The following is a 21,867-nucleotide window of genomic DNA, read 5'->3' as shown; positions in this document are numbered from 1 at the left end:
CCGTGCGGGTTCACCGGGTGTCGGCGGGGCGCGGGGGCGCCGTGGCGGTGCGGATGCGCAGACTTCACTGAGATGAGTGGGTTACGTCGTGTGCTGGCCGGGGCGGGCGTATGTCTGCTGGTCGGGCTGGCCGGAGGGGCGGTGGCGCGGGCCGACGGCGTGGCGTCGGGCGCGGATCTGGCTGTGGCGCAATCGCTGGGCGATCGGGAGCTGACGGTGATCGTGCGGCGGGCCGAACCGGTGCCGGGGCCGCTGCGGGTCGAGGTCGTCACCCATGCCGGTTCCGCGCCGGGCACTCTCGCGCTGACCGCGATGCCCGTCGATCGCGCGGGATCGGGGTCGTCCGCGACCGTCGATCTCGGCGACCGCGCCGGGCCGTATCCGGCGACGCTGCGCGTGGACCACTCCGGGCCCTGGGAGCTGACCGTGGCCGACGGCGAGCGCACCGCGCGCATCCCGTTCGTGGTCGCGGCGCAGGTCGTCACGCCGTGGGAGCGGGCCGCGTACGGCGGATTCTTCGCCGCGGGCGGGCTGCTGCTGGTGGCGGTCGGCACGGCGCTGGTGTCCAAGCGGGGCTGGATCACGCTGCTGCCCGCGGGCGCGATGGTGGCGGCGCTGACGGTGGGCGTCACCGGGGCGACGCTGTCTTCGCAGGCCCCGCCGCCGCGTCCGGCGGGCAGCCTGCTCGATCCCACGTCCGGCACCGCCGGGGATCCCTATCCCGAGCGCGATCTCCCCCTGACGACGAATTACTCACGGCCACCGGCCAATCTGACCGTGCGCACGCAGGCCGCGGCCGGTGGCACCGACGTGACCCTGACGCTGACCGACAGCGCGACCGGCCGTCCCGTCGACGATCTGCTCGTCGCCGACGACGCACTGGTGCATCTCATGATCGTCGGGCCGTCCGGGCAGTTCTGGCACCGGCATCCGATCCGGACAGCGCCCGGCGTCTACCAGGTGCGGCTCGCGCTTCCCGAGTCCGGCGACTACGCCGTCGCGGCCGAGGTGTCCCGCCGGGGCGGTGGTGTGCAGATGCTGCGTTCGGCGATGCACGTCTCCGGAACACCCACTCGGGGTACGTCATTCGCGCAGGCCCCCGCGATGAGCCCTACCGACACGACCTCCCGGTCCACCGAAAACACGCTCACCGCAACCGATCTCGTCGCGGGCGTCCCGGCCACCCTCACCGCCCGGTTCGGCGGTCCGGCCGATCTGCAACTGTGGCTCGGCATGCACGGCCACCTCATCGCCGTCGGGCCGCTGCCGGAGGGCACATCGCCGGGGACGGCCGCCGCCTCCGCGCCGATCTGGGCGCACGCGCACGCCATGGCGCCGATGCTGGGCCCGGGCGCGCAACCGCCGGACGAGACGGTCGCCGCCTACGGGCCCGACGTCTCGTTCACCTATACCTTCCCGCTGCCCGGCCGCTATCTGGTGTGGGCCCAGGCCGAACGCGGATACTCCGTGCTGACCGCGCCCACCGTGGTCGAGGTGAAAGCAGGTGCGCCGCAATGAATCGCCGTGTCGTTCTCGTCGTCGTCGCGGTCGCGGCGGTGATCGCGGGGGTCGCGGCGTGGGCATGGTGGCCCGAGAGCGGCGGCGACGCACAGGCGCGCATCCCCGCCGGGCCGTACCTCGTCCGCCTGGCGGGGCCGCTGCGTCCGGGAGCCAACACCGTCGATCTGGATGTCACCGACCGGCAGAGCGCACCGGCGGAACCGACCCGGGTGACCGTCGCGCCCGCGATGCCGCAGATGGGTCACGCCGTCCCGCCCGCCCCGGCCGAGGCGATGGGTCCGGGCCGCTACCGCGCCACCGTCGAGCTGCCCATGTCCGGTCAGTGGGAGATCACCGTCGACCTGTCCGGCCCGGCCGGGACCGGCACCGCCACCTTCTCCGTCCAGGCCACCTGAACACCGCACAGAGAGTAACGACCCATGGATATGACCGTCTCCGCGGCGGGCGTCACGGCGCCGGCGGCCGCCCGAACCACCGGCATCCGGCCCTGGCTACCCGCGTCGATCCTGTTCGCGGCCACCATGACCTGGGCGATCGGCGCCACCTGGGATATCCAGTGGCACTCCGACGTCGGCCCGGACACGTTCTTCACCCTGCCGCACCTGTTCATCTACGCCAGTGCTGCCATCTCCGGATGCACCGGTCTCGCGGTCATTCTCGCCACGACCTCGGCCGGTCGCGCGGGCCGCGCGGTCGATCCGGAACTCGGCGGGCCGGGCATCGGCGTGTTCGGCCGGACGTTCACCGCACCGCTCGGCTATCTCGTCACCTGCCTCGGCGCGGCCTCGTTCCTGCTGTACGGGCTCTGGGATCTGTGGTGGCACAGCCTCTACGGCTTCGACGCGGTCATCGATTCGCCGCCGCACATCGGGCTGTTCCTGTCCAGCACCGCTACCTCGGTGGGCACGGTGATCGTGTTCGCCGCCGCGCGCGAGCACCTGTGGGGCCGGCTCGGCACCCTGGCGAGCCTCGGGCATCTGATCGTGTCGAGCGTGATCACCGCGCTGGCGGTGAAGCAGCTGTCCACCGGCACCGTGCGGTGGACGACGGCGGTCACCGCGCTCATCGTGGTGATGCTGCTGCTCGCGGGGGCCGGATTCCTCCGCTGGGGCGCGACCGTCACGGCCGCCTGCGCGGCCCTGCTGCAAGGCGTGTTCTGGTGGTTCGCGCCCTGGGCGGCGCAGGCGTACGCCGATGCCGTGGGGCTGCCGATGCGCGAGAACATCCAGATCGTCCCGTCCACCCCGGCCCTCGTCCCGCTGTGTCTCGTGCCGGTGGGCGTCGTCGTCGATCTCGCGTTGCGCGGCAACGCGTCCGGATGGCCGCGGCCGACCCTGGCCGGCGGGCTAGCCGGGCTGATCATCGCGCTCTGCGCACCCGTGCAGACGGCGTGGATCCACGACACCCGGATGCCCGGGGCGGTGGTCGTCGTCGCCACCGCGATCGCCGGGGCCGTCCTCGGTGCGCTCGGCGGATACCTCGGCCGGCGGTTCGGCGCCATGCTGCGCCTCGCCGCCCCGGAAGGAGCGCACGCGTGATCCCCCGCCTGCTGTCGGCCGCCGCGACGCTGCTCGCCGTGCTCGGCCTGGTCACCATCCCGGCCGGGACCGCGGCCGCCTACGAACCGGTCGACATCGTGCACACCGAGCGCGTGCAGGCGGGCCCGTACGGCATCACCGTCGGATTCAGCACGTGGCCGCTGCGCGCCCTGCAGTCGCTGGACTTCACCTTCGTCCCCGACGGCGGCATCGAGGACAAGTCCGGCACCCTGGTCGAGACGCAGCCCGACGGCCGCGCCTACCGCCCGGAGGCGCTGTCCCGCCACCCCCGCAAGCGCGACGTGTGGGGCTTGGACGTGAGATCGCTGAACCAGGAAGGGAATTGGACCTACCGCTTCGAGATCGACGGGCCGCAGGGACACGGCGTCGGCGAGTTGCGCGACCTCCCGGTGCTCCAGCAGCCGGGGCCGCCGCTCGGGATCAGCTGGGCGCTGAGCTCGCTGCCGCTCATCGGCCTGGTGATCTTCCTGGCCTACGTCTGGCGTCGCACGCGCCGGACTGACCGCGAGCCCGTCGCGGCGGCGTGACGCCTAGCCGGCGGCGTCCTCGAGATAGGCCAGGGCGTCGGCGCCGTCGGCGGCGAAGTAGACCAGATCGGCCAGCGGGATCGGCAGGAAACCCTCCGCGTCCATCCGCTCGAACTGCTGCCGGAGCCCGTCGTAGAAGCCCTCGGTGTTCAGCAGCACCACCGGTTTGCGGTGCAGGCCGTGCTTTTTCAGCTCGAGGATGTCGGTGGCCTCGTCCAGGGTGCCGGTGCCGCCCACCATGACGACGACGCCGTCGGCGCGGGCCAGCAGCTGCGCCTTCCGCTCCGCCAGATCCGCCGCGATGATCATCTCGTCGGCATCCGGCCGGGCCTTGGTGGCCAGGAATTCCACCGACACCCCGACCAGCCGCCCGCCGTTCTCCTGCACGCCGTCGGCCACCACCTTCATCAGCCCGACGTTGGAACCGCCCCACACCAGCGTGTGCCCGCCCTTGCCGATCAGCTCCGCGAACTCCCGCGCCGGCGCGGTGTAGCGATCGTCCAGGTCGGCGGCCGACAGAAAGACACAGATGTCCATGCGGCCACTGTATCGGCGGTGCGGGCCCGTCCCCCGGCTAGTGTGCGCAGTTGATGTTGCTCGGTACCCACAGCGTCCCCGAGAGGAGTGCTCGATGACCATCGACATCCGGAAGGTTACCGTCCTGGGAACCGGAGTCCTGGGCTCCCAGATCGCGTTCCAGACCGCGTTCAGCGGATTCGACGTCACGGCCTACGACATCAGCGACGAGGCCCTGGCCGGTGCGAAGGACCGCTTCACCACACTCGCCGCGACCTACCGCGCGGAGGTCGCGGGCGCGGGCGACGGCAAGGCCGAGCGGACCGAGTCCGCGATCACCCTGAGTTCCGATCTGGCACAGGCGGTCCGGGATGCCGACCTGGTGATCGAGGCGGTGCCCGAGGTGCTCTCGATCAAGCGTGAGACGTACGAGAAGCTCGCCGAGGCCGCGCCCGAGCGGACGATCTTCGCCAGCAACTCCTCCACCCTGCTACCGAGCGATATGAAGGATTTCACCGGCCGCCCGGACCGATTCCTCGCGCTGCACTTCGCGAATCGGGTGTGGCAGTTCAACACCGCCGAGGTCATGGGCACCGCCGACACCGATCCCGCCGTGTACCGCGCGGTCGTCGACTTCGCCACCGATATCGGCATGGTGCCGATCGAATTGCACAGGGAGAAGGCGGGTTACGTCCTCAACTCGCTGCTGGTGCCGTTCCTCAACTCCGGTATCGCGCTCGCCGCGGGCGGCTACGCCGAACCCGAGGCCGTCGACAAGACCTGGCGCATCGCGACCGGCGCCCCCATGGGCCCGTTCCAGATCCTCGACATCATCGGCCTCACCACCCCGTACAACATCCTGGCCAACGGCGGCGAGAACGAGCAGCAACTCGCGAAGTGGTTGAAGGACAACTACATCGACAAGGGCAACCTCGGCGTCGCCACGGGCGAGGGCTTCTACCACTACTAGCCCCACATTTTTCCGGCACGTTCTTGGCCGGAACCAGAACTACGACACGGCTGCGGACACCTCGGCCAGCGCCGCGACGAACACTCCGGCGGCATCGGCGGGACGGTCGGTGGTGCGCCAGGCGATGTATCCGTCCGGGCGGACCAGGGTCGCACCGTTCGCGCCGATGCCGTAGAAGTCCCGGAACGCTTGCGGGTCAACGGGTTCGGCATCGACGCCGATGTGCACGAAGGTGACCTCGAGACCGAGCTTGTCGGCGGCGGCCGCGGCGGTCGTGGACCAGTCCGCGTCCTCCGACAGCAGCACCCAGCCGCGCTGGAACAGATCCAGCGTCGAGATCTCGCGATCACCGGCGCGCACCCGGACGTGCGGGGCACGGGTGCCGGGCTGCCCGGCCCACTGCTCGGGCCGTTGCGCGCGCGGCAGTTCCGGGCCCGCGCCCAGGACCGCGGCCGAGCGGTAGAGCTGGCCGAGTTCCATGGCGTCGTCGTCGATGACCTCGGCGGCGGGGGCGTCGGTGGTGAGGTGGGCCTTGTAGTCGGCGCGGGCGAAGATCTGCTCGTGGCGCAGGAGCGCGATCGGCCGCCGCTCGGCGTCGTAGGTGCCGAGCAGGCTCGGGTCCGAACGGCCCGCGAGCACCTCCGCCAGCTTCCACGCCAGATTGTGCGCGTCCTCGATACCCGTATTGGCGCCGTACCCGCCGCGGTTGGGCGGCAGCTGGTGCGCGGCGTCCCCGGCCAGGAACACGCGGCCGTCGGAGAACCGGTCCGCGATCAGCGCGGCCAGCTCCCAGCGGCCGGTCGTGAGGATCTCGATGTCGAGATCCGTGCGCCCGATCGCCTTCTCGATCAGGCCGCGCCATTCGGACTCCTCGCGGTCGTAGTCGCCGGGCGCCATCAGCACCCAGCGCCCGTCGGAGTAGGTGGTCAGGAAGGCTTGCAGGTCCGGCTGGTCGATCTCGAACTGCACGATGCCGTCCCGCAGATACTCGTCCAGATCGGCGCGGAACAGCACGCTGCGCTGCACCGACAGCAGGCCCCTTCCGTCGCGGCCGATGCCCAGGGATTCCCGGATCGGGCTGCGGGCGCCGTCGGCGGCGATCACGTACCGCGCGCGGATGCGGTACTCCTGCCCGTCGGCGCGGCGCACGGTGGCGGTGACGCCGTCAACGTCCTGGGCCAGGCCCAGCAGCGTCGTCCCGGGCCGCAGGTCCGCGCCGAGTTCGAGCGCCTTCGCCCGCAGTAGCGGCTCGAGCCGATCCTGCGCGACCGCGATCGCCTTCGACAGCGAGTACTCCAGCCTCGGCCGGTCGGTGGGCGGAGTCCACGGATATTCGGTGATCCGCTGTCCGGCCAGGCTCTCCACCCGGGCGCGACCCGGCGGCTTGCTGTCGCCGGGAATCACGGGAATGGCCGAGTCCAGGCCGACCGCGCGGAACAACTCCAGGGTGCGCGTGGTGTAGCCGATCGCCCGCGGATGCGCCGCGCTGCCGGCGTGCTTCTCCACCACCACGGTGGGCACGCCGCGCCAGGCCAGGAATACCGCGGCCGACAGGCCGACGAGGCTCCCGCCGACGACGAGAACGGGTGTGTCGATGTCGTGTGTCGAGGTCATCGTGATCATTCCTTCCGATGGTTCGGGGTCGTGCGACCCTTCGAGAAAACCATGACTCACTCAAAAACACAACTGACTTAAGAAATTATTCCACTAAAGGAATCTGCTAGGGTGTGGCCATGACCACGCCGACCGCGGGCCGCCGGGAGCGGAAGAACGCGCAGACCCGCCGCGCGCTGGCCGAGGCCGCGCGGCAGCTGTTCCTGGAGCGGGGCTACGACCAGGTGAGCGTCAAGGAGATCGCCGATGTCGTGGACGTCTCGGTGCCCACGGTCTTCAAACACGTGCCCGACGGCAAAGAGGCGCTGATGTTCGACGACGGGGTCGAGCGCCGCGAGAGCCTGCTCGCCGCCGTCCGCGACCGGCCCGCCGGGCAGTCCGTCATGGGGGCGCTGCGCGAATTCATGTCGGGCCGTGGCCCGTTCGTCACCGACCCGACGCCCGATCTGCGCGCACGCACCGAGCTGATCATGAATACGCCTGCCCTGCGGGACTATTCGCGCAAGCTGTGGATCCGCTGCGAGGCCGATCTGGCCGCCGCCATCGCCGCGGAACTCGGCCGCCCGCCCGGCGATGTCACCGCCCTGGCCGCCGCCCGCTACGTCCTGGAGATCCCGGAATTCGCCGGGTCCCAACCGGATCCGCGCGCGGCCCTGGACGCCGTCTTCGATCTGCTGGAACACGGACTGCCCGCGCGGGACGCGCGCTAGGAACGGTCAGGCCGTGCGCTCCTGGACCACGGCCCGCTCGGCGAAGCGCGCGGCGAGGAACTCGAAGGCCTTGGGCGCGAAGGAGAACGCGCCGCCGATGTGCTCGCGCGGCATGGTCACGAAGGTGGCGTCGACGCCGAGGGCGCGCCAGTCCCGGTACAGCGCGGTCATCTGCTCGAACGGCACGATCTGCTCCTTGGTGCCGCCCGCGAGCAGGACCGGCGTGGCCGGGGCCATATCGCCCAGGCGACCCTCCCGGATCCGCGCCAGCACCTCCGGCACCTCCAGCGGCGAGCGCCGCACGTACCGGGCCGAGTGGGTCGGCAGCACGATGCTGCTGCCGATGCCGAGCGCCGCGCCCGGCAGGATGTGGGTGCGGCGCAGCACCTCCGCCAGCGCGCGGCCCACCGGGTTGAGCAGGCCCAGGACCTTCAGTTCCGGATAGGCGGCATCGATGCCGAGCAGCGCGTAGAACAGCAGGAACGCGTACCGGCCGCCGTCGTGATGTTCGAACATGGCCTCGAGGTCGGCCGGCGCGGAGCCGACCGCGCCGCCGTCCAGCGGCAGGTCCGGCGCGTATCCGGGCTGCAACTGCAAGGCCCAGCCCGCGGCGCAGCCGCCCTCGGAGTAGCCGAAGATGCCCAGCGGCCCGCCGGGTTCCAGGCCCGCCTCGCTCAGCTGCCGGGCCGCCCGCATGCTGTCGAGCACCGCGGGGCCCAGCGCGCGGCCCATCACGTACGGATGCGAGCCGGCGTTACCCAGCCCCGGATAGTCGGTGATGGCGACCGCCCAGCCCCGGCGCAGCGCCCGGACCAGGAACAGCGATTCGTATTCCACGCCCCGCCGCAGCTGCCAGGAGGCCGCCGAGATGTTCGCGTGCCCCTGGGTACCGACGGCGTAACCGACCAGGGGGCGCGGGCCGTCCTCGTGGGGCGCCTCGGGTACCAGGACCGTTCCGGTCACCTCGGTCGGCTCACCGTGCGCGGAGGTCGAGCTGTAGCGGATCCACCAGGCGCGGGCCGGAAGTTTCACTCCCGGAACGAGGTACGCCCGCATCGGCCGGGCTTCGAGTAATCGGCCGGGCGTCGCCTCGCCGATCGCGGCCACCGGGCCTGCGCTGATATGTGCGGTCACCGTTGACCCGCCTTTCGACCTGCGGGCAAGCCGACTGCGCCGATCCGACCCACTCTACAACTGTCGCAACACGTTCCGGCCGACGTCGGCTCCGGTGCCACGGGGGATACCCCCTGATCATGATGGCACAGCGGAGACCGGAATACGAGGCACCGGCGGGCATATCGTCGCGCACGATCCGATCACGGTCATCGGATTCGGTTACACGGCGGCAATCCGGATTCGTAACCCGCGAGAATTCCGCGATCTCTATACCCGAAATCATACGCCGCCAAACCTTGTTCCGGCGGCCCTCGAACTCACTGTTCGCGCCCGAAATCACAAGTTTCCGGAAAGATAGCTTGCTACTCGAAAATGGTTGTACACAGCGCGGTCAGCACTGGTAGGACACGCATTCGACCGTGCCCGACACACCGGCTGCACGGTTAGCCACCGCCGAATCGGGCCAGCGTAGTCCACTCGTACCCCCCGCGGAGGTAGCGGTACCCCCTGCATCACCGCCTCGGACGCTGTACGGTTGCTCAAACCAGTAATGGGGGCTGAGCAAGCGTGCGCCCATGCTCTGAAAGGACTCGGATCTGATGTCGATAGACAGCGACCCCAAATCCGACGGATCAGAAGGCACCGCCGCGAAACCCATCCGGAAGCCGCGTCGTGAAAGCGGCTTGGATCGGTTGGTTTTCGGCGTTACCGCAATCGGCTCGTTGGCGTTTGTCGCCTGGGGCATCCTCGACCAGTCGGGCCTGGCGTCCGCGGCATCGGATGCGCAATCCTGGGTCATTACCAATACCGGCTGGCTATTCGTCCTGATCGCGTCGGCATTCGTCGTCTACGTGATCTGGCTGGCCGCCAGTAAATACGGGAAGATCCCGCTCGGCGACGACGACGAGGAACCCGAGTTCAAGACGGTGTCCTGGATCGCCATGATGTTCAGCGCCGGTATGGGTATCGGCCTGATGTTCTGGGGCGTCGCGGAACCGCTCACGCACTACGTGAAACCGCCGCCGGGCACCGCCCAGGCCCAGACCGACGACGCGGCCGAGACGGCGATGGCGCAGACGCTGTTCCACTGGACGCTGCACCCGTGGGCCATCTATGCCGTCGCCGGCCTGGCCATCGCCTACGGCACCTTCCGCAAGGGCCGCTCGCAGCTCATCTCCGCGGTGTTCCGGCCGATCCTGGGCCGCCACTCCAAGGGCCCGATCGGGCGCATCATCGACATGATGGCGATCTTCGCGACGCTGTTCGGCTCGGCCGCCTCGCTGGGCCTGGGCGCGTTGCAGATCGGCGCGGGCATGGAGTTCAACAACTGGGTCGACTCGATCGGCAAGGTCGGCCTGGTCCTGATCATCACGGCCCTGACCATCGCGTTCATCGCGTCGGCGATCTCCGGCATCGATCGCGGCATCCAGTGGCTGTCGAACATCAATATGGTGCTGGCCCTGATCATCGCGCTGTTCGTGTTCGTGCTGGGCCCGACGCTGTTCATGCTCAACCTGCTGCCCACTACCTTCGGCGATTTCGTCGCCAAACTGCCCGCGATGGCCTCGCGCACCGCGGCCTTCGGCGGCGACGACGAGAAGGCCTGGCTGTCGTCGTGGACGATCTTCTACTGGGCGTGGTGGATCTCGTGGACCCCGTTCGTCGGCATGTTCATCGCGCGCATCAGCCGCGGCCGGACCATCCGGCAGTTCGTGACCGGCGTCCTGCTGGTGCCCAGCCTGGTGAGCCTGGTGTGGTTCGTCATCTTCGGCGGCGCGGCCATCTTCCAGCAGCGCGAGAGCCACGACCTCACCGAGGAGAACGGCTCGGTCGACTCCAACTTCGCGCTGTTCCACCTGCTCGAGCACTATCCGATCGCCTCGGCCACCGCGGCCCTGGTCATGGTGCTGGTCGCCATCTTCTTCGTCTCCGGCGCGGACGCGGCGTCCATCGTGATGGGCACGCTGTCGGAACGGGGCAGCCTGGAACCGTCCAAGGTGACGGTGACCTTCTGGGGCGCCGCCACCGGCGCGGTCGCCGCCATCATGCTGGTCATCGCCGACGCCGACAAACTGGACGGCGCCCTGAACGGCCTCCAGGCCCTGACCACCGTCGTATCCCTGCCGTTCGCGGTCGTGATGGGCCTGATGTGCGTGGCGCTGTACCGAGATGTCCGGTCGGATCCGGTCATCCTCCGCGAACAGCACGGCGCCCTGCTGATCGAGAACGCCGTCCTCGCCGGCCGCGAACAGCACGAGAGCGAGTTCGGCCTGGTCACGGAGCCGGTGGAGAACGGCGACAACGGCACGCCCGGGGTTGACAAGTCCGAGGAGTCAGCCGCCGACACTCCCGACACGGCAAAGCCCACCTAACCCACCCGTTTTCCGGCCGGTAATATCCCGACCGAGCGGTCTGCATATCTGCACCACCACGTAATCCACCAGGAAAACGAGGGAGCAGCCATGGCGAAGAACGTCGCGGACGGCATGTGGGAGATGCTGGTTTCGGCCGGGGTGCGGCGGTGCTACGGCATCGTCGGTGACGCGCTGAACCCGGTGATCGATGCGATGCACCGCAACGGGTCCATCGACTTCGTACACGTGCGGCACGAGGAGTACGGCGTCTTCGCCGCGGTCGCCGAGGCGTGCCTGACGGGGCGTCCGGTGGCGGTCTGCGGCACCGCGGGACCCGGCGTCGCACACCTGATCAACGGCCTGCTCGACGCCCGCAAGGAGGGCGCCCCGATCATCGCGATCGCCGGGGATACGGAAACCGCTGTGCTGGACAGCAATACGGTCGAGGAACTGAATCCGTACAAGTTCTTCGACACCGCGGCGCTGTACATCGGCCGCATCTCCAATCCGGCGCAGCTGTCGCACGTCGTCGGGAGCGCGGTGACGATCGCGCTGGCCGAGCACGGCCCGACCGTCGTCTCGCTCCCCGGCGACGTGGCCACCCGCGACGCACCGAAAGTCGCTCTGCGCGTCCCGGTTCCGGCCACGCGCATGGGCCCGGTCGCCCCCGCGGATCTCACCGCGATGGCCGGGCTGATCGACGGCGCCGAGAAGGTCGCCATCTTCGGCGGTGACGGCTGCGCGGACGCGGGGCCGCAGGTGCGTGAACTGGCGGCGAAACTGCATGCCCCCGTGGGCTATTCGCTGAAGGGCAAGCAGTGGCTGGAGTACGACAACCCGAACGCGGTGGGCATGACCGGCCTGATCGGGTACGGCGGCTGCTGGGAGGCGGTCAACAAGTGCGATGTCCTGCTGATGCTGGGCACCGACTTCCCGTTCGCGAACTTCCTGCCGCACTCCGAGGTCAAGGTGATCCAGATCGACCGCACCGCACGGCATCTGGGCCGCCGCGTCCCGCTGGAACTGGGCGCGGTCGGTGATGTCGGCGCGACGGTGGACGCGCTGCTGCCCCTGGTCGCGCGGAAGGACGACGACCGCTTCCTGAAGAAGTGCGTCGAACACACCGAGCACTTCCACAAGCAGATGCAGCACTACGTCACCAAGGGCCCCGACCTGTCGCCGATCCGCCCGGAGTACCTCGCCACCGTCCTCGATCAGGAGGCCGCCGACGACGCGCTGTTCTTCGTCGACACCGGCACGGCCGTGATCTGGGCCGCCCGCTACATCACCTACGGGCCGAATCGCCGCATGTTCGGCTCGTTCTCGTGGGCGTCGATGGCCAACGCCTCTCCCAACGCCTTCGGCGCCCAGCTGGCCTTCCCCGGACGCCAGACCATCGCGCTGTGCGGCGACGGCGGTTTCACCATGCTCGGCCTCGGCGACCTGCTCACCGAGGTGCAGCGCCGGACGCCGGTCGTGCACGTGGTGCTGAACAACAGCATGCTCGACTTCGTCAATATCGAGCAGCAGGAGGCCGGGCTGGTCCCCTACGGCACCGATTTCCGCAACCCGGACTTCGCCAAGGTCGCCGAGGCCATGGGCGCCACCGGAATTCGCGTCGAGGACCCCGGCGAGCTACGCGCGGCCGTCCGCACCGCACTGGCGCACCAGGACGGCCCGTTCGTCCTCGACGTCCTGGTCGACAAGTACGCCCTGGCGATCCCGGCCCACGTCCCGGCCGAGACCGCGACCGGTTTCACCCTCAGTCTCGCCAAGCAGACCCTCCACGGCCACTTCGACGAGGTGGTGGAGACGGCCGCACGCAATATCCGCCTCCTGTAATCCACACCACCCGAACAGGTTTCGTCACTGCGGAGTTTCTCCGTGGGTCTGGCAGCCCATGAGGTAGGTCGCGTCCACGGTGATGTCGCGCAGACGGTCCGCGGGGGTGGTGCGCGGGTTGGCGGAGAGGATCACGAGGTCGGCGTACTTACCCTCCTCGAGGCTGCCGGTGTCCCGGTCGACGTGCAATTGCCATGCGGCGTCGAGGGTTTCGGACCGATAGGCAACCACCCCGCGGGTACCGTCCCGGGGCGGAGACCTACTTCTTGCGGCCGATCCCGCCCACGATGCAGTTGCGCACCGGGGACAGCGGCGACAGTCGCGGGCCGTCCGGCCACCAGTCGTCGCACAGCACCAGGCCCGGCTCGACCATCTCCAGGTCGCCGAAGAACGACTGGATCTCCGCGCGCGTGCGGAACCGCCCGCTGCGCATCGGGCTGTGCACGAACTTCTCCTCCATCTGCTGCGCCAGCTCGCTGAACTCCGGCGTCTGCGGATCGTAGAAGTGGGCGATCGCGACATAGGATCCGGACGGCAGCGCATCGATATAGGTCTGCATCAGGGCCGCGCCGTCGTCGTCCAAATAGTGGTGCAGCGTTCCGATCTGGAACAGCCCGATCGGCCGGTCGAAATCGAGTTCGCTGCGCACCGCCTGATTGCCGAGCACCTCCAGCGGCCGGAAGATGTCGGCGGTGACGATGCTGGTGTCCGGGTTCTCCTCGAGCAGCGCCCGCGCGTGCGCCAGCACCATCGGATCGTTGTCGACGTAGACCACCCGCGCCGCGGGCCGGATGCGCTGCACCACCTGGTGGGTGTTCTCCGCCGTCGGCAGGCCCGAGCCCAGGTCCAGATACTGTTCGATACCCGCCTGCTGCGCCAGGAAGCGGCAGGACCGGATGAGGAAATCCCTGTTGGCCCAAGCCAAATCGTTGACCTGGGGGGCCACCGTGCGCACCTGCGCGAGCACGTCCCGGTCGACCTCGAAGTTGTCCTTGCCGTTGAGAGCCGCGTCGTAGACACGCGCGATACTGGCGCGGGTGGTGTCCACCCCTACCGGCACGGCGCTGGGGTAAGCGGCAGAAGAGTGAGACATCGCTACTCCCTGGCATCCGGGTTCGGCTTCCGACACCGAGTTTCTCGCACTCGTACGGATTTCGGATCGGTACCGCACATTTCGGGTTCTGAGCGTCGCTACCCGACCCCACCGGGCCGGGCGAGGGCCATGCTACGGCAGGTACGGTGGCCGCCATGTCGGAGTCCTTCGTACAGCGGGCGGAACGGATCGTGGACGCGGTGCTGGCCGTCGATCCGGCCACCGCGGCGTTCGCCGGCGACCACCGCGCCGACGACCGGCTGCCGGACTGGTCACCGGCGGCCGTGCGGGAACAGGCGGCGATGCTGCGCGACGCCTCGCACGCGCTGGCCGAGGTGGACGAACCGGACCTGCCGCCCGAGGATCGGGTGGATCACGCGCTGTTGCAGCAGGAGGTCGACGGGCGGCTGTTCGCGCTCACCGAATTGCGCGAACACGAGTGGAATCCGTTGTCGCACAACCCGGGACCGCTGCTGTACGGCCTGCTGGCGCGGCCGTTCGCCCCGGCCGGCGAGCGGCTGGAACTGCTCCGCGCCCGGCTCTCGGCGTTGCCCGACGCGCTGGCCACCGCGCGGTCCGTGCTGGGCGAGTGCCCGCGGGTGCACGTCGAGACCGCGATCGGGCAGTTCGACGGCGTCGCCGGCCTGGTCCGCGAGCAGGCGCCCGCGTTCGCCGCGCAGGTGCCGGGCGCGGATATCGGGCCGGAGGTCACGGACGCGGTGGCGGCGCTGGAGGAGTTCACCGGCTGGCTCACCGACCGGCTCGACCGGTCCACCCGCGATCCGCGCCTGGGCCGCCGGTTGTGGGAGGCCAAGCTGTGGCACACCCTCGACACCGAACTCGGCGCGGCCGACCTGTTCGACCGCGCCCGCCGCCATCTCGATCTGATCACCGACGAGATCCGCTGCGCCGCGGGCGAACTGCTCGGCGTCACGAGCCCCGACGACGACACCGTGCGCACCGCGCTGGCCCGCCTCGCGGCCGAACGCCCGGACGACGGCACCGTCGTCGGCGTGGCCGAAACCGCGCTGGCCGAGGCCCGATCCTTCGTCACCGCACACGATCTGGTGACCCAGCTCGACGACACCCTGGTCGTCCAGGAGATGCCGGAATTCGCCCGCGGCGTGGCCGTCGCCTACTGCGATCCCGTCGGACCGCTCGAAACCGGCGACCTGCCGACGTTTTTCGCCATCGCGCCGACGCCGGGCGACTGGCCGGAGGAGCGAGTGGCGTCGTTCTACCGCGAGTACAACAACCACATGCTGCGCAATCTCACCGTCCACGAGGCGGTCCCCGGGCACTTCGTGCAACTCGCGCACGCCCGCCGGTTCCGGGGTTCGACGGCCACGCGCGCCGTCTGCGCCAGCGGCACCTTCATCGAGGGCTGGGCCGTGTACGCCGAGCGGCTCATGTCCGAGCGCGGCTTCGGCGGCGTGCCGGTGCGGCTGCAGCGGCTGAAGTCGCTGCTGCGCACCACCATCAACGCCCTCCTGGATCAGGGCGTGCACTGCGACGGCCTGAGCGAGGCCGAGGCGATGGACCTGATGGTGCGCCGCGGCTTCCAGGAGGAGGGCGAGGCCGCCGGCAAATGGCGGCGCGCGCAACTGAGCTCCACCCAGCTGTCGACCTATTTCGTCGGCTACACCGAGATGTCCGCGATCGCCGACGCGCGGCCCGCCGCGGTCTCGGTGCGGGGCTGGCACGACGCCATGCTCGCGCACGGGTCGCCCGCACCGCGGCATCTGCGGGCCCTGCTGGGCATGGACGATCTTTGAACCGACTGTGCAGTCTGTGATTTGCCACACGGACACGCCGGGCAGCATCTCCAAGCGCATCGATAACTAATGGTTTGCTTTTATTCGCATAATCGGCTTTTCGGGCCGACGCGAAAGGAGCGTGCTCGCGATGCCGCAGCCGAGTTCTCGCACCATGCGCTGGGCCGGAACGGCCGCCGCGGCGGTGTTGCTCGCCGCCGCGCTGACGGTGTGCGCCGCCGTTGCCGCCGCCGACGACGACCTGCTCGCCGATCCCGGCGGGCCCGCCTGCGCGGCCATCGGGGACCCCAACATCCCGGTATCTCCCGACGATCTGCTCACCGAGGTCCGCTCGCCCGGCCCGGACATCTGCGCGGGGCGCACCCCGGCCGGATCCTCGGTCATCCCCAACCTGGCCGGAATGGGCTCGAGCGTCGTCATGTCGGCCCTCGGGTTCGCGCCGAAGACCATGGCGCGCTTCCTCGTCCCGCCGCATCAGTTCCCGGCCTTCGACAACATCATCACCCGCGAGAGCGGCTGGAACGTGTTCGCGGTCAACAAGGAATCGGGCGCCTACGGGCTGGGACAGGCGCTGCCCGCGTACAAGATGGGCACCCACGGTCCGGACTGGTGCTGCAATCCGGTCACGCAGATTCGCTGGACATACGACTACATGAATCAGCGCTACGGCAGCCCGGACGGCGCGTGGGCGTTCTGGCAGTCCCACGGCTGGTACTGATCGCGAATACAGGTTCCAGGTAGGCTGGCCCGGGTTTGCAACCTGTACCGATTGTCGTTTCTTCCATTCGGCTGCAACAATCGAGTCAGGGTTGCGGGCACTCTGGCTGCCGCTACTCGTGGAGATCCAAGACCCCCGCGGGTGTCGGGCTACTGCGAAAGGCATCGGCATGTTCGTGCGTGTGTTCGCCCTGTCGTTCATCGTCACCGTGGTTTCGCTGGTGGCCGCGCTGATCTACGGCGGGCCCGAGGCGCTGGTCCTGGCGGCGATACTCGGCGTCCTCGAGGTGTCGCTGTCGTTCGACAACGCGGTGGTCAACGCCAGCGTGTTGCAGCGGCTCAGCGCGTTCTGGCAACGCATGTTCCTCACCGTCGGCGTGCTCATCGCGGTATTCGGGATGCGGCTGGTCTTCCCGCTCGTCATCGTCGCGATCAGCGCCCACCTCGATCCGCTGAAGGCGTTCGAGCTGGCGCTCGAGCCCCCGCCGGACGGCGCCGCGTACTTCGCCGACGGCCGGCCGAGCTACGAGACGCTGCTCAACGAGGCCAATCCGAAGATCGCCGCGTTCGGCGGCATGTTCCTGCTGATGCTGTTCCTGGACTTCATCTGCAGCTCCCGCGAGATCACCTGGCTGAGCTGGGTGGAACGGCCGCTGGCGCGGCTGGGCCGGTTCCCCATGTTCCCCACCGTCATCTCGCTGCTGGCGCTCGTGGCGGCCGCGGGCTTCATCACCGCCGACGACCGGGCCGACGTCGTCATGGTCGCGGGTGCGCTGGGCATGGTCACCTACATCCTGGTCAACGGCCTGAGCGAGGCGCTGGACGGCGAACACGAGGAGGAGCGATCCGGGCCCGGGCCCCTGGTCCTCGCCACCGGCCGGGCGGCCTTCTTCGGCTTCCTCTATCTGGAGGTGCTGGACGCGTCGTTCTCCTTCGACGGCGTCATCGGCGCCTTCGCCATCACCGCCGACCCGATCATCATCGCGCTGGGCCTCGGCCTGATCGGCTCCATGTTCGTCCGCTCGATCACGGTGTACCTGGTCCGGCAGGGCACGCTGTCGGAGTACGTGTACCTCGAGCACGGCGCGCACTGGGCCATCGGCGCCCTCGCCGTCGTGCTGCTGTACTCGACCGGGCATCACCTCAACGAGATCGCCACCGGCCTGATCGGCGTGACGATCATCGTGGCGGCCTTCCTGAGCAGTGTGGTCTACAACCGGCGCCGCCGCGCCTCGGGCGGCGACGCGCCCTCGGAGCACGACGACGACCTAACCGCGGCTACCTCGTCCGCAGGATGATCCCGCGCACGTAGGCGGCCTGACCGGCGTGCTGTAAATCGTCGGAGATCACGCTGACCAGCCGCACGCCGAGCGTGACCGGCGGATCCCACTGGGTGTCCACGACGCGGTCCAGGTCGGCGTCGGTGAGCCCGCGGAGAAAGCCCAGCGTCTGTTCGTGGACGGCGTCGAAATATCCGGTCAGCACCTCGGCGGGAGCCTGGATGCGGGCCACCTCGCCGGCGCTGTCGCCGTAGCCGATGCCGAGGTCGCCGCTGGACAGCCCGAACCGGTCGTACCATGCCTTGGCCGTCCACACCTGCTCCACGCCCGCCGCATCGGCGATGTGGTCGTCCTGGACGCGGGCCAGATGCCAGATGAGCCAGGCGATCGAATTCGCCGCCGGATCGACGCGGTAGGTCAGCGCCGATTCGTCCAGGCCGTCCACCGCCCCGTGTACCACCTGCTGGATCCGCTCGTACGCGTCGATCAGCACCTCTGCGCTCGTCGCCATCGAAACTCCTTCCCCGGGGGTCGTCTCGAACCCGACGGTACCCGGACCCACCGACACGTCGCGGCGAACCTCCCGGCGCGGCGATGTCACACTCGCGCGGGCTGTGTCGTCATCCCTTCGAACACTCCGAACCGGATATCGAAACCGGTTGAGAAGGAAGGCATCCCGATGACCGCCGCCTATTACATCGTCACCGTCCTGGCCGCCCTGTGGATCGGCTTCTCCTCGTATTCGCTGCTCGCCCGCAAGGCATTCGTGGTCGAGCCGCTGGTGCAGTACGGCGTGCCGCGGTCGTGGTGGAATCCGCTCGGCGCGGCCAAGGGCGCGGGGGCGCTCGGCCTGATCGCGGGCCTGTTCGTGCCGGTCGTCGGCATCGCGGCGGCGGTGGGCCTGATCCTGTACTTCGCCGGGGCGGTCGTCACGACGCTGCGCGCCCGCTCGTACAGGACCACGCCGTTCCCGGTGCTGTACCTGCTCCCCGCGGCGGCCGCCCTGGCCCTGCAACTGACGGTCTGAACATCGGTATTGTCGGAGCATGAGGTCCAGGCCGTTGACGGTGATGCGGGACGAACTCGTCGACTACGACAAGGCCATGGAGCGCATGGCCGAGATGGTCGAGCAGCGGCAGCGTGACGAACGACCCGACACGCTGTGGCTGCTCAGCCATCCACAGGTCTACACCATCGGCCGCCGCACCCCGCTGGAGCACCTGCCCGATCCGGCGCACCACATTCCGGTGGTCGAGACGACCCGCGGCGGCCAGCTCACCTATCACGGGCCCGGCCAGCTGGTCGGCTACCTGATCGTGCGGTTGCAGTCCGGCGAAGGCGTGGTCGACTACATCCGCGAGGTCGAGCACCGCCTGGTCGCCGCGCTCGCCACGCTCGGCGTCGCCGCGGAGCGCCGCGACACCCCGCCCGGCTCCGAATTGCTCACCGGCGTCTGGACATCCGGCACCGGCCGCAAGATCGTCTCCATCGGCATGCGCCAGAGCCGCGGCGTCACCAGCCACGGCTTCGCCCTGAACGTCGACGGCGACCTCGAGCCCTGGCAGTGGGCCGTAGCCTGCGGCCTCCCCGAGGTGGATATGACCTCGGTCCGGCGCGAAACCGGTTCCGCGACAATGGATCAGGTGCGTGCGGTGGTGGCGGAGGCGTTCGAGGGGAGTTAGGGGATTCCGCAACCCGACGCCACGATCACCTCACATCGTTACGTTCCTCGTACCCCAGCCGCACATCATGGTTGAGTTCACCGCCGTTCACGACCACACGGCTCGTCGACGGCGGATACCCCCGCGCCACAACGGTGTACTCCCCCTCCGGCAGATCGGCGAGGACGTACTGGCCGTTGGCGTCGGTGCGGGCGGAGGCGATGGGGTCGCCGTGGGCGTCGAGGACGAGTACCTGCGCGTCCGGGACCGCGTGTCCGTCGGCCCAGGCCAGGCCGGCCAGCACACCCGTCGATCCGAGTTCGATGTCGTGGCGCAGCAGGCCGCTGTCGGGGACGGTCAACGTGGTTGCGGCAGGGCGCATGTGGTCGGAGACGGCGACCAGGGTGTAGTTGCCCGGCACCACCCCGTGGCAGGCGTAGGCGCCGTCACCGCCGCTGACGGCGGACCCGACCACCTCGCCCCGCGCATCGGTCAGCGTCACCGTCACCCCCGGCAGCGGTTCCCGGCGACCGGACGCGCGCACCACGCCGGATACCTCGCCCGTGCCGTGCAGCGTGATGTCCAGCGCCTGTGGCCATTCCCCGACGGTGACATTGACCGCGGCGGGCCGATATCCGTTGGCCGACACGATCAGCACGTACCCGCCCGCATTCGGCGCCTCGATGCGATAGGCCCCGTCGGAACCGCCCGTGGCGCGCGAAACCTGATGCCCGCGTTGGTCGATGAGCGTCAGCGCGGCATCGGCGACGGCGTGCCCGTCCTCGCGGTGGATGCGCCCGTCGAGCGAATGCGGTTCGCCCGCACCGTATCCGGACGACACCAGCACCGCCGTCGCCGATCGCGCCGCGCCGTCGCGCTCGGCGAGCATCGTCCCGCCGTGCGACTCCACCCGCGCGTGCGCACCGGCGAGCACCGGCTCCGGCTCGGTGAGCGCCTGCGCGGACCCCTCCCACAGCTGCGCTTCCGCCCGGTCCGGCTCGCTCGGCGCCTCGTCCGCGGGATCCAGCAGCGGGATCTCCTTCATGAACATGAGCACCACGCAGGCCAGCAGCGACACCGCCGCGCCGACATAGAAGACCCCGGCGAGCGAATCGGTGAAGCCGATCAGGATCGGCTCCTTCACCTCCGCGGGCAGGGCCCCGATACCGGCCGTATTGCTCTGTAGTTCGGTCATCGCGCCCGCGTCGAACCCGGCCGGCAGCTGCCCGCCGAACGCGTCGAGGATCTTGTGCGGCAGCAGGTTGAACAGGATGGTCAGGAATACCGTGACCCCGAGCGTGCCGCCCATCTGCCGGAAGAAGGTCGCCGCCGCCGTCGACACGCCCATATCCGTGCGCGGCCCGGCGGCCTGCGCCGCGATGATCAGCGTCTGCATGCACCCGCCGAGCCCGATGCCGATCACCGCGCTGTAGGCCAGCGGCTGCCACAGCGGACTGTCGAACTTCACCTGCGCGAACAGCACGGCCCCGACGGCGATGACGAAGGTGCCCAGCACCGGCAGGATCTTGTAGCGGCCGGTGGCCTTGGTCACCGCGCCCGCGACGGACGAGCCGATCATGATGCCGAGCACGAGCGGCAGCATCATCAACCCGGACTTGGTCGGCGAATACTCGCGCACCACCTGCAGATACAGCGGCACCATCGAGATCGCCCCGAACATCGCGATACCCACGATGAACCCGCCGAGAATCGTGATCGAGAACGTCGAACTCCGGAACAGCCGCAACGGATCAGCGCCGCGTCCTTCATCAGGAATTCGACGAGGAGGAACAGCACCAGCCCGGCCGCGCCGAGGCCGTAGCACAGCAGCGCCCGATCGGACTGCCAGCCCCAGCCGCGCCCCTGCTCGGCCACGATCAGCAGCGGCACCACGCAGATCGACAATGCCACCGCCCCGAGCCAGTCCACGCGATGGCGCTGCCGCTCGTGCGGCACGTTGAGCACCTTGGCCACCACCAGCAGCGCGAGCACCCCGATCGGCACGTTCACCAGGAACACCCAGCGCCAGCCCTCCAGGCCCCACAGGTGGTCGTAATCGGAGAAGAACCCGCCCAGCACCGGCCCCAGCACGGTCGAGGTACCGAACACCATCATGAAATAGCCCTGGTAGCGCACCTGCTGCCGCGGCGGCACGATATCGCCGATGATGGTGAACGCCAACGACATCAGACCGCCCGCGCCCAGGCCCTGGAACGCGCGGAATCCGGCCAGCTGATACATCGACGTCGCGAACGTGCAGGCCGCCGACCCGATCACGAACAGCCCGATCGAGACGAGATAGAACGGCTTGCGCCCGTAGATGTCGGCCAGCTTGCCGTACAGCGGGGTGCTGATGGTCGCCGTGATCAGGTACGCCGTCGTCGCCCACGCCTGCTGGTCGAACCCGTGCAGGCTGTTGGCGATCCGCACGATCGCCACCGTCACGATGTTCTGGTCCAGCGCCGCCAGGAACAGGCCGAGCAGCAGACCGGACATGATGGTGAGAATCTGCCGGTGCGACAGAGACGCGCCCGCATTCGTCATGTTCAAGCCCTAATTCGGTTCGGCTATCGGAAATGAGGTTTCGATACTGCAGTCGATCCGGTGGAGCA

General features: G+C 69.4%; 18 protein-coding genes and 2 pseudogenes. 13 read left to right on the top strand and 7 right to left on the bottom strand.

The features are described from left to right. Nucleotides 1-72 precede the first annotated feature (72 nt). Genes ON41_RS08715 through ON41_RS08700 form a run of 4 tightly spaced genes read left to right on the top strand, consistent with a single transcriptional unit; the run spans nt 73 to nt 3,607 of the window. On the top strand, nt 73-1,518 hold the full coding sequence (locus ON41_RS08715; RefSeq protein ID WP_051161113.1) for a DUF8832 domain-containing protein: 1,446 nt from the start codon (nt 73-75) through the stop codon (nt 1,516-1,518). Next, nucleotides 1,515-1,916: a FixH family protein gene (locus ON41_RS08710; RefSeq protein WP_040746724.1), complete on the top strand. Its 402-nt coding sequence runs from the start codon at nt 1,515-1,517 to the stop codon at nt 1,914-1,916. The genes ON41_RS08715 and ON41_RS08710 overlap by 4 nt, the downstream gene beginning before the upstream one ends. A gap of 24 nt (nt 1,917-1,940) precedes the next feature. Then, nucleotides 1,941-3,059, top strand: a complete 1,119-nt coding sequence (locus tag ON41_RS08705) for a hypothetical protein (RefSeq protein WP_040746722.1) — start codon at nt 1,941-1,943, stop codon at nt 3,057-3,059. Next, nucleotides 3,056-3,607: a hypothetical protein gene (locus tag ON41_RS08700; protein ID WP_373281327.1), complete on the top strand. Its 552-nt coding sequence runs from the start codon at nt 3,056-3,058 to the stop codon at nt 3,605-3,607. The genes ON41_RS08705 and ON41_RS08700 overlap by 4 nt, the downstream gene beginning before the upstream one ends. Nucleotides 3,608-3,610: 3 nt before the next feature. Here ON41_RS08700 and ON41_RS08695 read toward each other — a convergent pair whose 3' ends face one another. Next, nucleotides 3,611-4,144 carry an LOG family protein gene (locus ON41_RS08695; protein ID WP_040746721.1) on the bottom strand — a complete coding sequence of 178 codons (534 nt, stop codon included), beginning with the start codon at nt 4,142-4,144 and terminating at the stop codon, nt 3,611-3,613. A 94-nt stretch (nt 4,145-4,238) separates the two neighbouring features. On the opposite strand from ON41_RS08695, the gene ON41_RS08690 reads away from it, so the two are divergent. Beyond that, a complete protein-coding gene (locus ON41_RS08690) occupies nt 4,239-5,093 on the top strand; it encodes a 3-hydroxyacyl-CoA dehydrogenase (protein WP_040746720.1) in 855 nt (284 codons plus the stop codon). Nucleotides 5,094-5,132: 39 nt separating this feature from the next. Here the strand turns inward: ON41_RS08690 and ON41_RS08685 are convergent, their stop codons facing one another. Continuing rightward, on the bottom strand, nt 5,133-6,707 hold the full coding sequence (locus tag ON41_RS08685) for an FAD-dependent monooxygenase (protein ID WP_040746889.1): 1,575 nt from the start codon (nt 6,705-6,707) through the stop codon (nt 5,133-5,135). A 119-nt stretch (nt 6,708-6,826) separates the two neighbouring features. Between ON41_RS08685 and ON41_RS08680 the strand changes: the two genes are divergently transcribed. Then, nucleotides 6,827-7,417 carry a TetR/AcrR family transcriptional regulator gene (locus ON41_RS08680; RefSeq protein ID WP_040746719.1) on the top strand — a complete coding sequence of 197 codons (591 nt, stop codon included), beginning with the start codon at nt 6,827-6,829 and terminating at the stop codon, nt 7,415-7,417. Nucleotides 7,418-7,423: 6 nt separating this feature from the next. On the opposite strand, the gene ON41_RS08675 is transcribed toward ON41_RS08680, so the two are convergent. Beyond that, nucleotides 7,424-8,551, bottom strand: coding sequence for a lipase family protein (locus ON41_RS08675; RefSeq protein ID WP_246829476.1), 1,128 nt, complete (start codon nt 8,549-8,551; stop codon nt 7,424-7,426). Nucleotides 8,552-9,132: 581 nt separating this feature from the next. Between ON41_RS08675 and ON41_RS08670 the strand changes: the two genes are divergently transcribed. Both ON41_RS08670 and ON41_RS08665 read left to right on the top strand, forming a co-directional pair. Continuing rightward, complete coding sequence (locus tag ON41_RS08670; protein ID WP_083905221.1) at nt 9,133-10,905, top strand: BCCT family transporter; 1,773 nt, start codon at nt 9,133-9,135, stop codon at nt 10,903-10,905. Nucleotides 10,906-10,995: 90 nt separating this feature from the next. Further along, nucleotides 10,996-12,729, top strand: a complete 1,734-nt coding sequence (locus tag ON41_RS08665; RefSeq protein WP_040746717.1) for a thiamine pyrophosphate-dependent enzyme — start codon at nt 10,996-10,998, stop codon at nt 12,727-12,729. 24 nt (nt 12,730-12,753) lie between these two features. On the opposite strand, the pseudogene ON41_RS41450 reads toward ON41_RS08665, so the two are convergent. Both ON41_RS41450 and ON41_RS08660 read right to left on the bottom strand, forming a co-directional pair. Beyond that, nucleotides 12,754-12,954: pseudogene (locus ON41_RS41450) on the bottom strand (amidohydrolase family protein); the annotation flags it as partial. A gap of 34 nt (nt 12,955-12,988) precedes the next feature. Next, nucleotides 12,989-13,822 (bottom strand): SAM-dependent methyltransferase, encoded by an 834-nt coding sequence (locus tag ON41_RS08660; RefSeq protein ID WP_040746715.1) that lies wholly within the window; start codon nt 13,820-13,822, stop codon nt 12,989-12,991. Nucleotides 13,823-13,977: 155 nt separating this feature from the next. Here ON41_RS08660 and ON41_RS08655 point away from each other — a divergent pair, with 155 nt between their 5' ends. From ON41_RS08655 to ON41_RS08645, 3 genes are all read left to right on the top strand, one after another. After that, entirely contained in the window at nt 13,978-15,597 is a 1,620-nt protein-coding gene (locus tag ON41_RS08655) for a DUF885 domain-containing protein (RefSeq protein ID WP_040746713.1), read from the top strand. Nucleotides 15,598-15,727: 130 nt separating this feature from the next. Continuing rightward, nucleotides 15,728-16,315 (top strand): aggregation-promoting factor C-terminal-like domain-containing protein, encoded by a 588-nt coding sequence (locus ON41_RS42475; protein ID WP_174411309.1) that lies wholly within the window; start codon nt 15,728-15,730, stop codon nt 16,313-16,315. 169 nt (nt 16,316-16,484) lie between these two features. Beyond that, nucleotides 16,485-17,612: a DUF475 domain-containing protein gene (locus ON41_RS08645; protein WP_040746712.1), complete on the top strand. Its 1,128-nt coding sequence runs from the start codon at nt 16,485-16,487 to the stop codon at nt 17,610-17,612. On the opposite strand, the gene ON41_RS08640 is transcribed toward ON41_RS08645, so the two are convergent. Next, the gene (locus ON41_RS08640; protein WP_040746884.1) at nt 17,593-18,105 is read right to left on the bottom strand and encodes a mycothiol transferase; all 513 of its coding nucleotides are present in this window, start codon (nt 18,103-18,105) and stop codon (nt 17,593-17,595) included. The two genes, ON41_RS08645 and ON41_RS08640, sit on opposite strands and share 20 nt — an antisense overlap. A 168-nt stretch (nt 18,106-18,273) precedes the next feature. On the opposite strand from ON41_RS08640, the gene ON41_RS08635 reads away from it, so the two are divergent. Together ON41_RS08635 and lipB are read left to right on the top strand one after the other, a co-directional pair. Continuing rightward, the gene (locus ON41_RS08635) at nt 18,274-18,621 is read left to right on the top strand and encodes a DoxX family protein (RefSeq protein WP_040746711.1); all 348 of its coding nucleotides are present in this window, start codon (nt 18,274-18,276) and stop codon (nt 18,619-18,621) included. A gap of 19 nt (nt 18,622-18,640) precedes the next feature. Continuing rightward, complete coding sequence (lipB, locus tag ON41_RS08630; protein ID WP_063709850.1) at nt 18,641-19,276, top strand: lipoyl(octanoyl) transferase LipB; 636 nt, start codon at nt 18,641-18,643, stop codon at nt 19,274-19,276. Nucleotides 19,277-19,301: 25 nt separating this feature from the next. Here the strand turns inward: lipB and ON41_RS08625 are convergent. After that, a pseudogene (locus ON41_RS08625) lies at nt 19,302-21,799 on the bottom strand (MFS transporter). Nucleotides 21,800-21,867: the final 68 nt, after the last annotated feature.

This window comes from Nocardia transvalensis NBRC 15921 (genome assembly GCF_000308875.1).
Taxonomy (GTDB): domain Bacteria; phylum Actinomycetota; class Actinomycetes; order Mycobacteriales; family Mycobacteriaceae; genus Nocardia; species Nocardia transvalensis.
This window is presented reverse-complemented; position numbering and strand designations above follow the sequence as displayed.

Excerpts from the sequence above, each read along its gene's own strand:
- ON41_RS08715 (WP_051161113.1), top strand. The coding sequence starts at position 73 with ATGAGTGGGTTACGTCGTGTGCTGGCCGGGGCGGGCGTATGTCTGCTG.
- ON41_RS08710 (WP_040746724.1), top strand. The coding sequence starts at position 1,515 with ATGAATCGCCGTGTCGTTCTCGTCGTCGTCGCGGTCGCGGCGGTGATC.
- ON41_RS08705 (WP_040746722.1), top strand. The coding sequence starts at position 1,941 with ATGGATATGACCGTCTCCGCGGCGGGCGTCACGGCGCCGGCGGCCGCC.
- ON41_RS08695 (WP_040746721.1), bottom strand. The coding sequence starts at position 4,144 with ATGGACATCTGTGTCTTTCTGTCGGCCGCCGACCTGGACGATCGCTAC.
- ON41_RS08690 (WP_040746720.1), top strand. The coding sequence starts at position 4,239 with ATGACCATCGACATCCGGAAGGTTACCGTCCTGGGAACCGGAGTCCTG.
- ON41_RS08685 (WP_040746889.1), bottom strand. The coding sequence starts at position 6,707 with ATGACCTCGACACACGACATCGACACACCCGTTCTCGTCGTCGGCGGG.
- ON41_RS08680 (WP_040746719.1), top strand. The coding sequence starts at position 6,827 with ATGACCACGCCGACCGCGGGCCGCCGGGAGCGGAAGAACGCGCAGACC.
- ON41_RS08670 (WP_083905221.1), top strand. The coding sequence starts at position 9,133 with ATGTCGATAGACAGCGACCCCAAATCCGACGGATCAGAAGGCACCGCC.
- ON41_RS08665 (WP_040746717.1), top strand. The coding sequence starts at position 10,996 with ATGGCGAAGAACGTCGCGGACGGCATGTGGGAGATGCTGGTTTCGGCC.
- ON41_RS08660 (WP_040746715.1), bottom strand. The coding sequence starts at position 13,822 with ATGTCTCACTCTTCTGCCGCTTACCCCAGCGCCGTGCCGGTAGGGGTG.
- ON41_RS08655 (WP_040746713.1), top strand. The coding sequence starts at position 13,978 with ATGTCGGAGTCCTTCGTACAGCGGGCGGAACGGATCGTGGACGCGGTG.
- ON41_RS42475 (WP_174411309.1), top strand. The coding sequence starts at position 15,728 with ATGCCGCAGCCGAGTTCTCGCACCATGCGCTGGGCCGGAACGGCCGCC.
- ON41_RS08645 (WP_040746712.1), top strand. The coding sequence starts at position 16,485 with ATGTTCGTGCGTGTGTTCGCCCTGTCGTTCATCGTCACCGTGGTTTCG.
- ON41_RS08640 (WP_040746884.1), bottom strand. The coding sequence starts at position 18,105 with ATGGCGACGAGCGCAGAGGTGCTGATCGACGCGTACGAGCGGATCCAG.
- ON41_RS08635 (WP_040746711.1), top strand. The coding sequence starts at position 18,274 with ATGACCGCCGCCTATTACATCGTCACCGTCCTGGCCGCCCTGTGGATC.
- lipB (WP_063709850.1), top strand. The coding sequence starts at position 18,641 with ATGAGGTCCAGGCCGTTGACGGTGATGCGGGACGAACTCGTCGACTAC.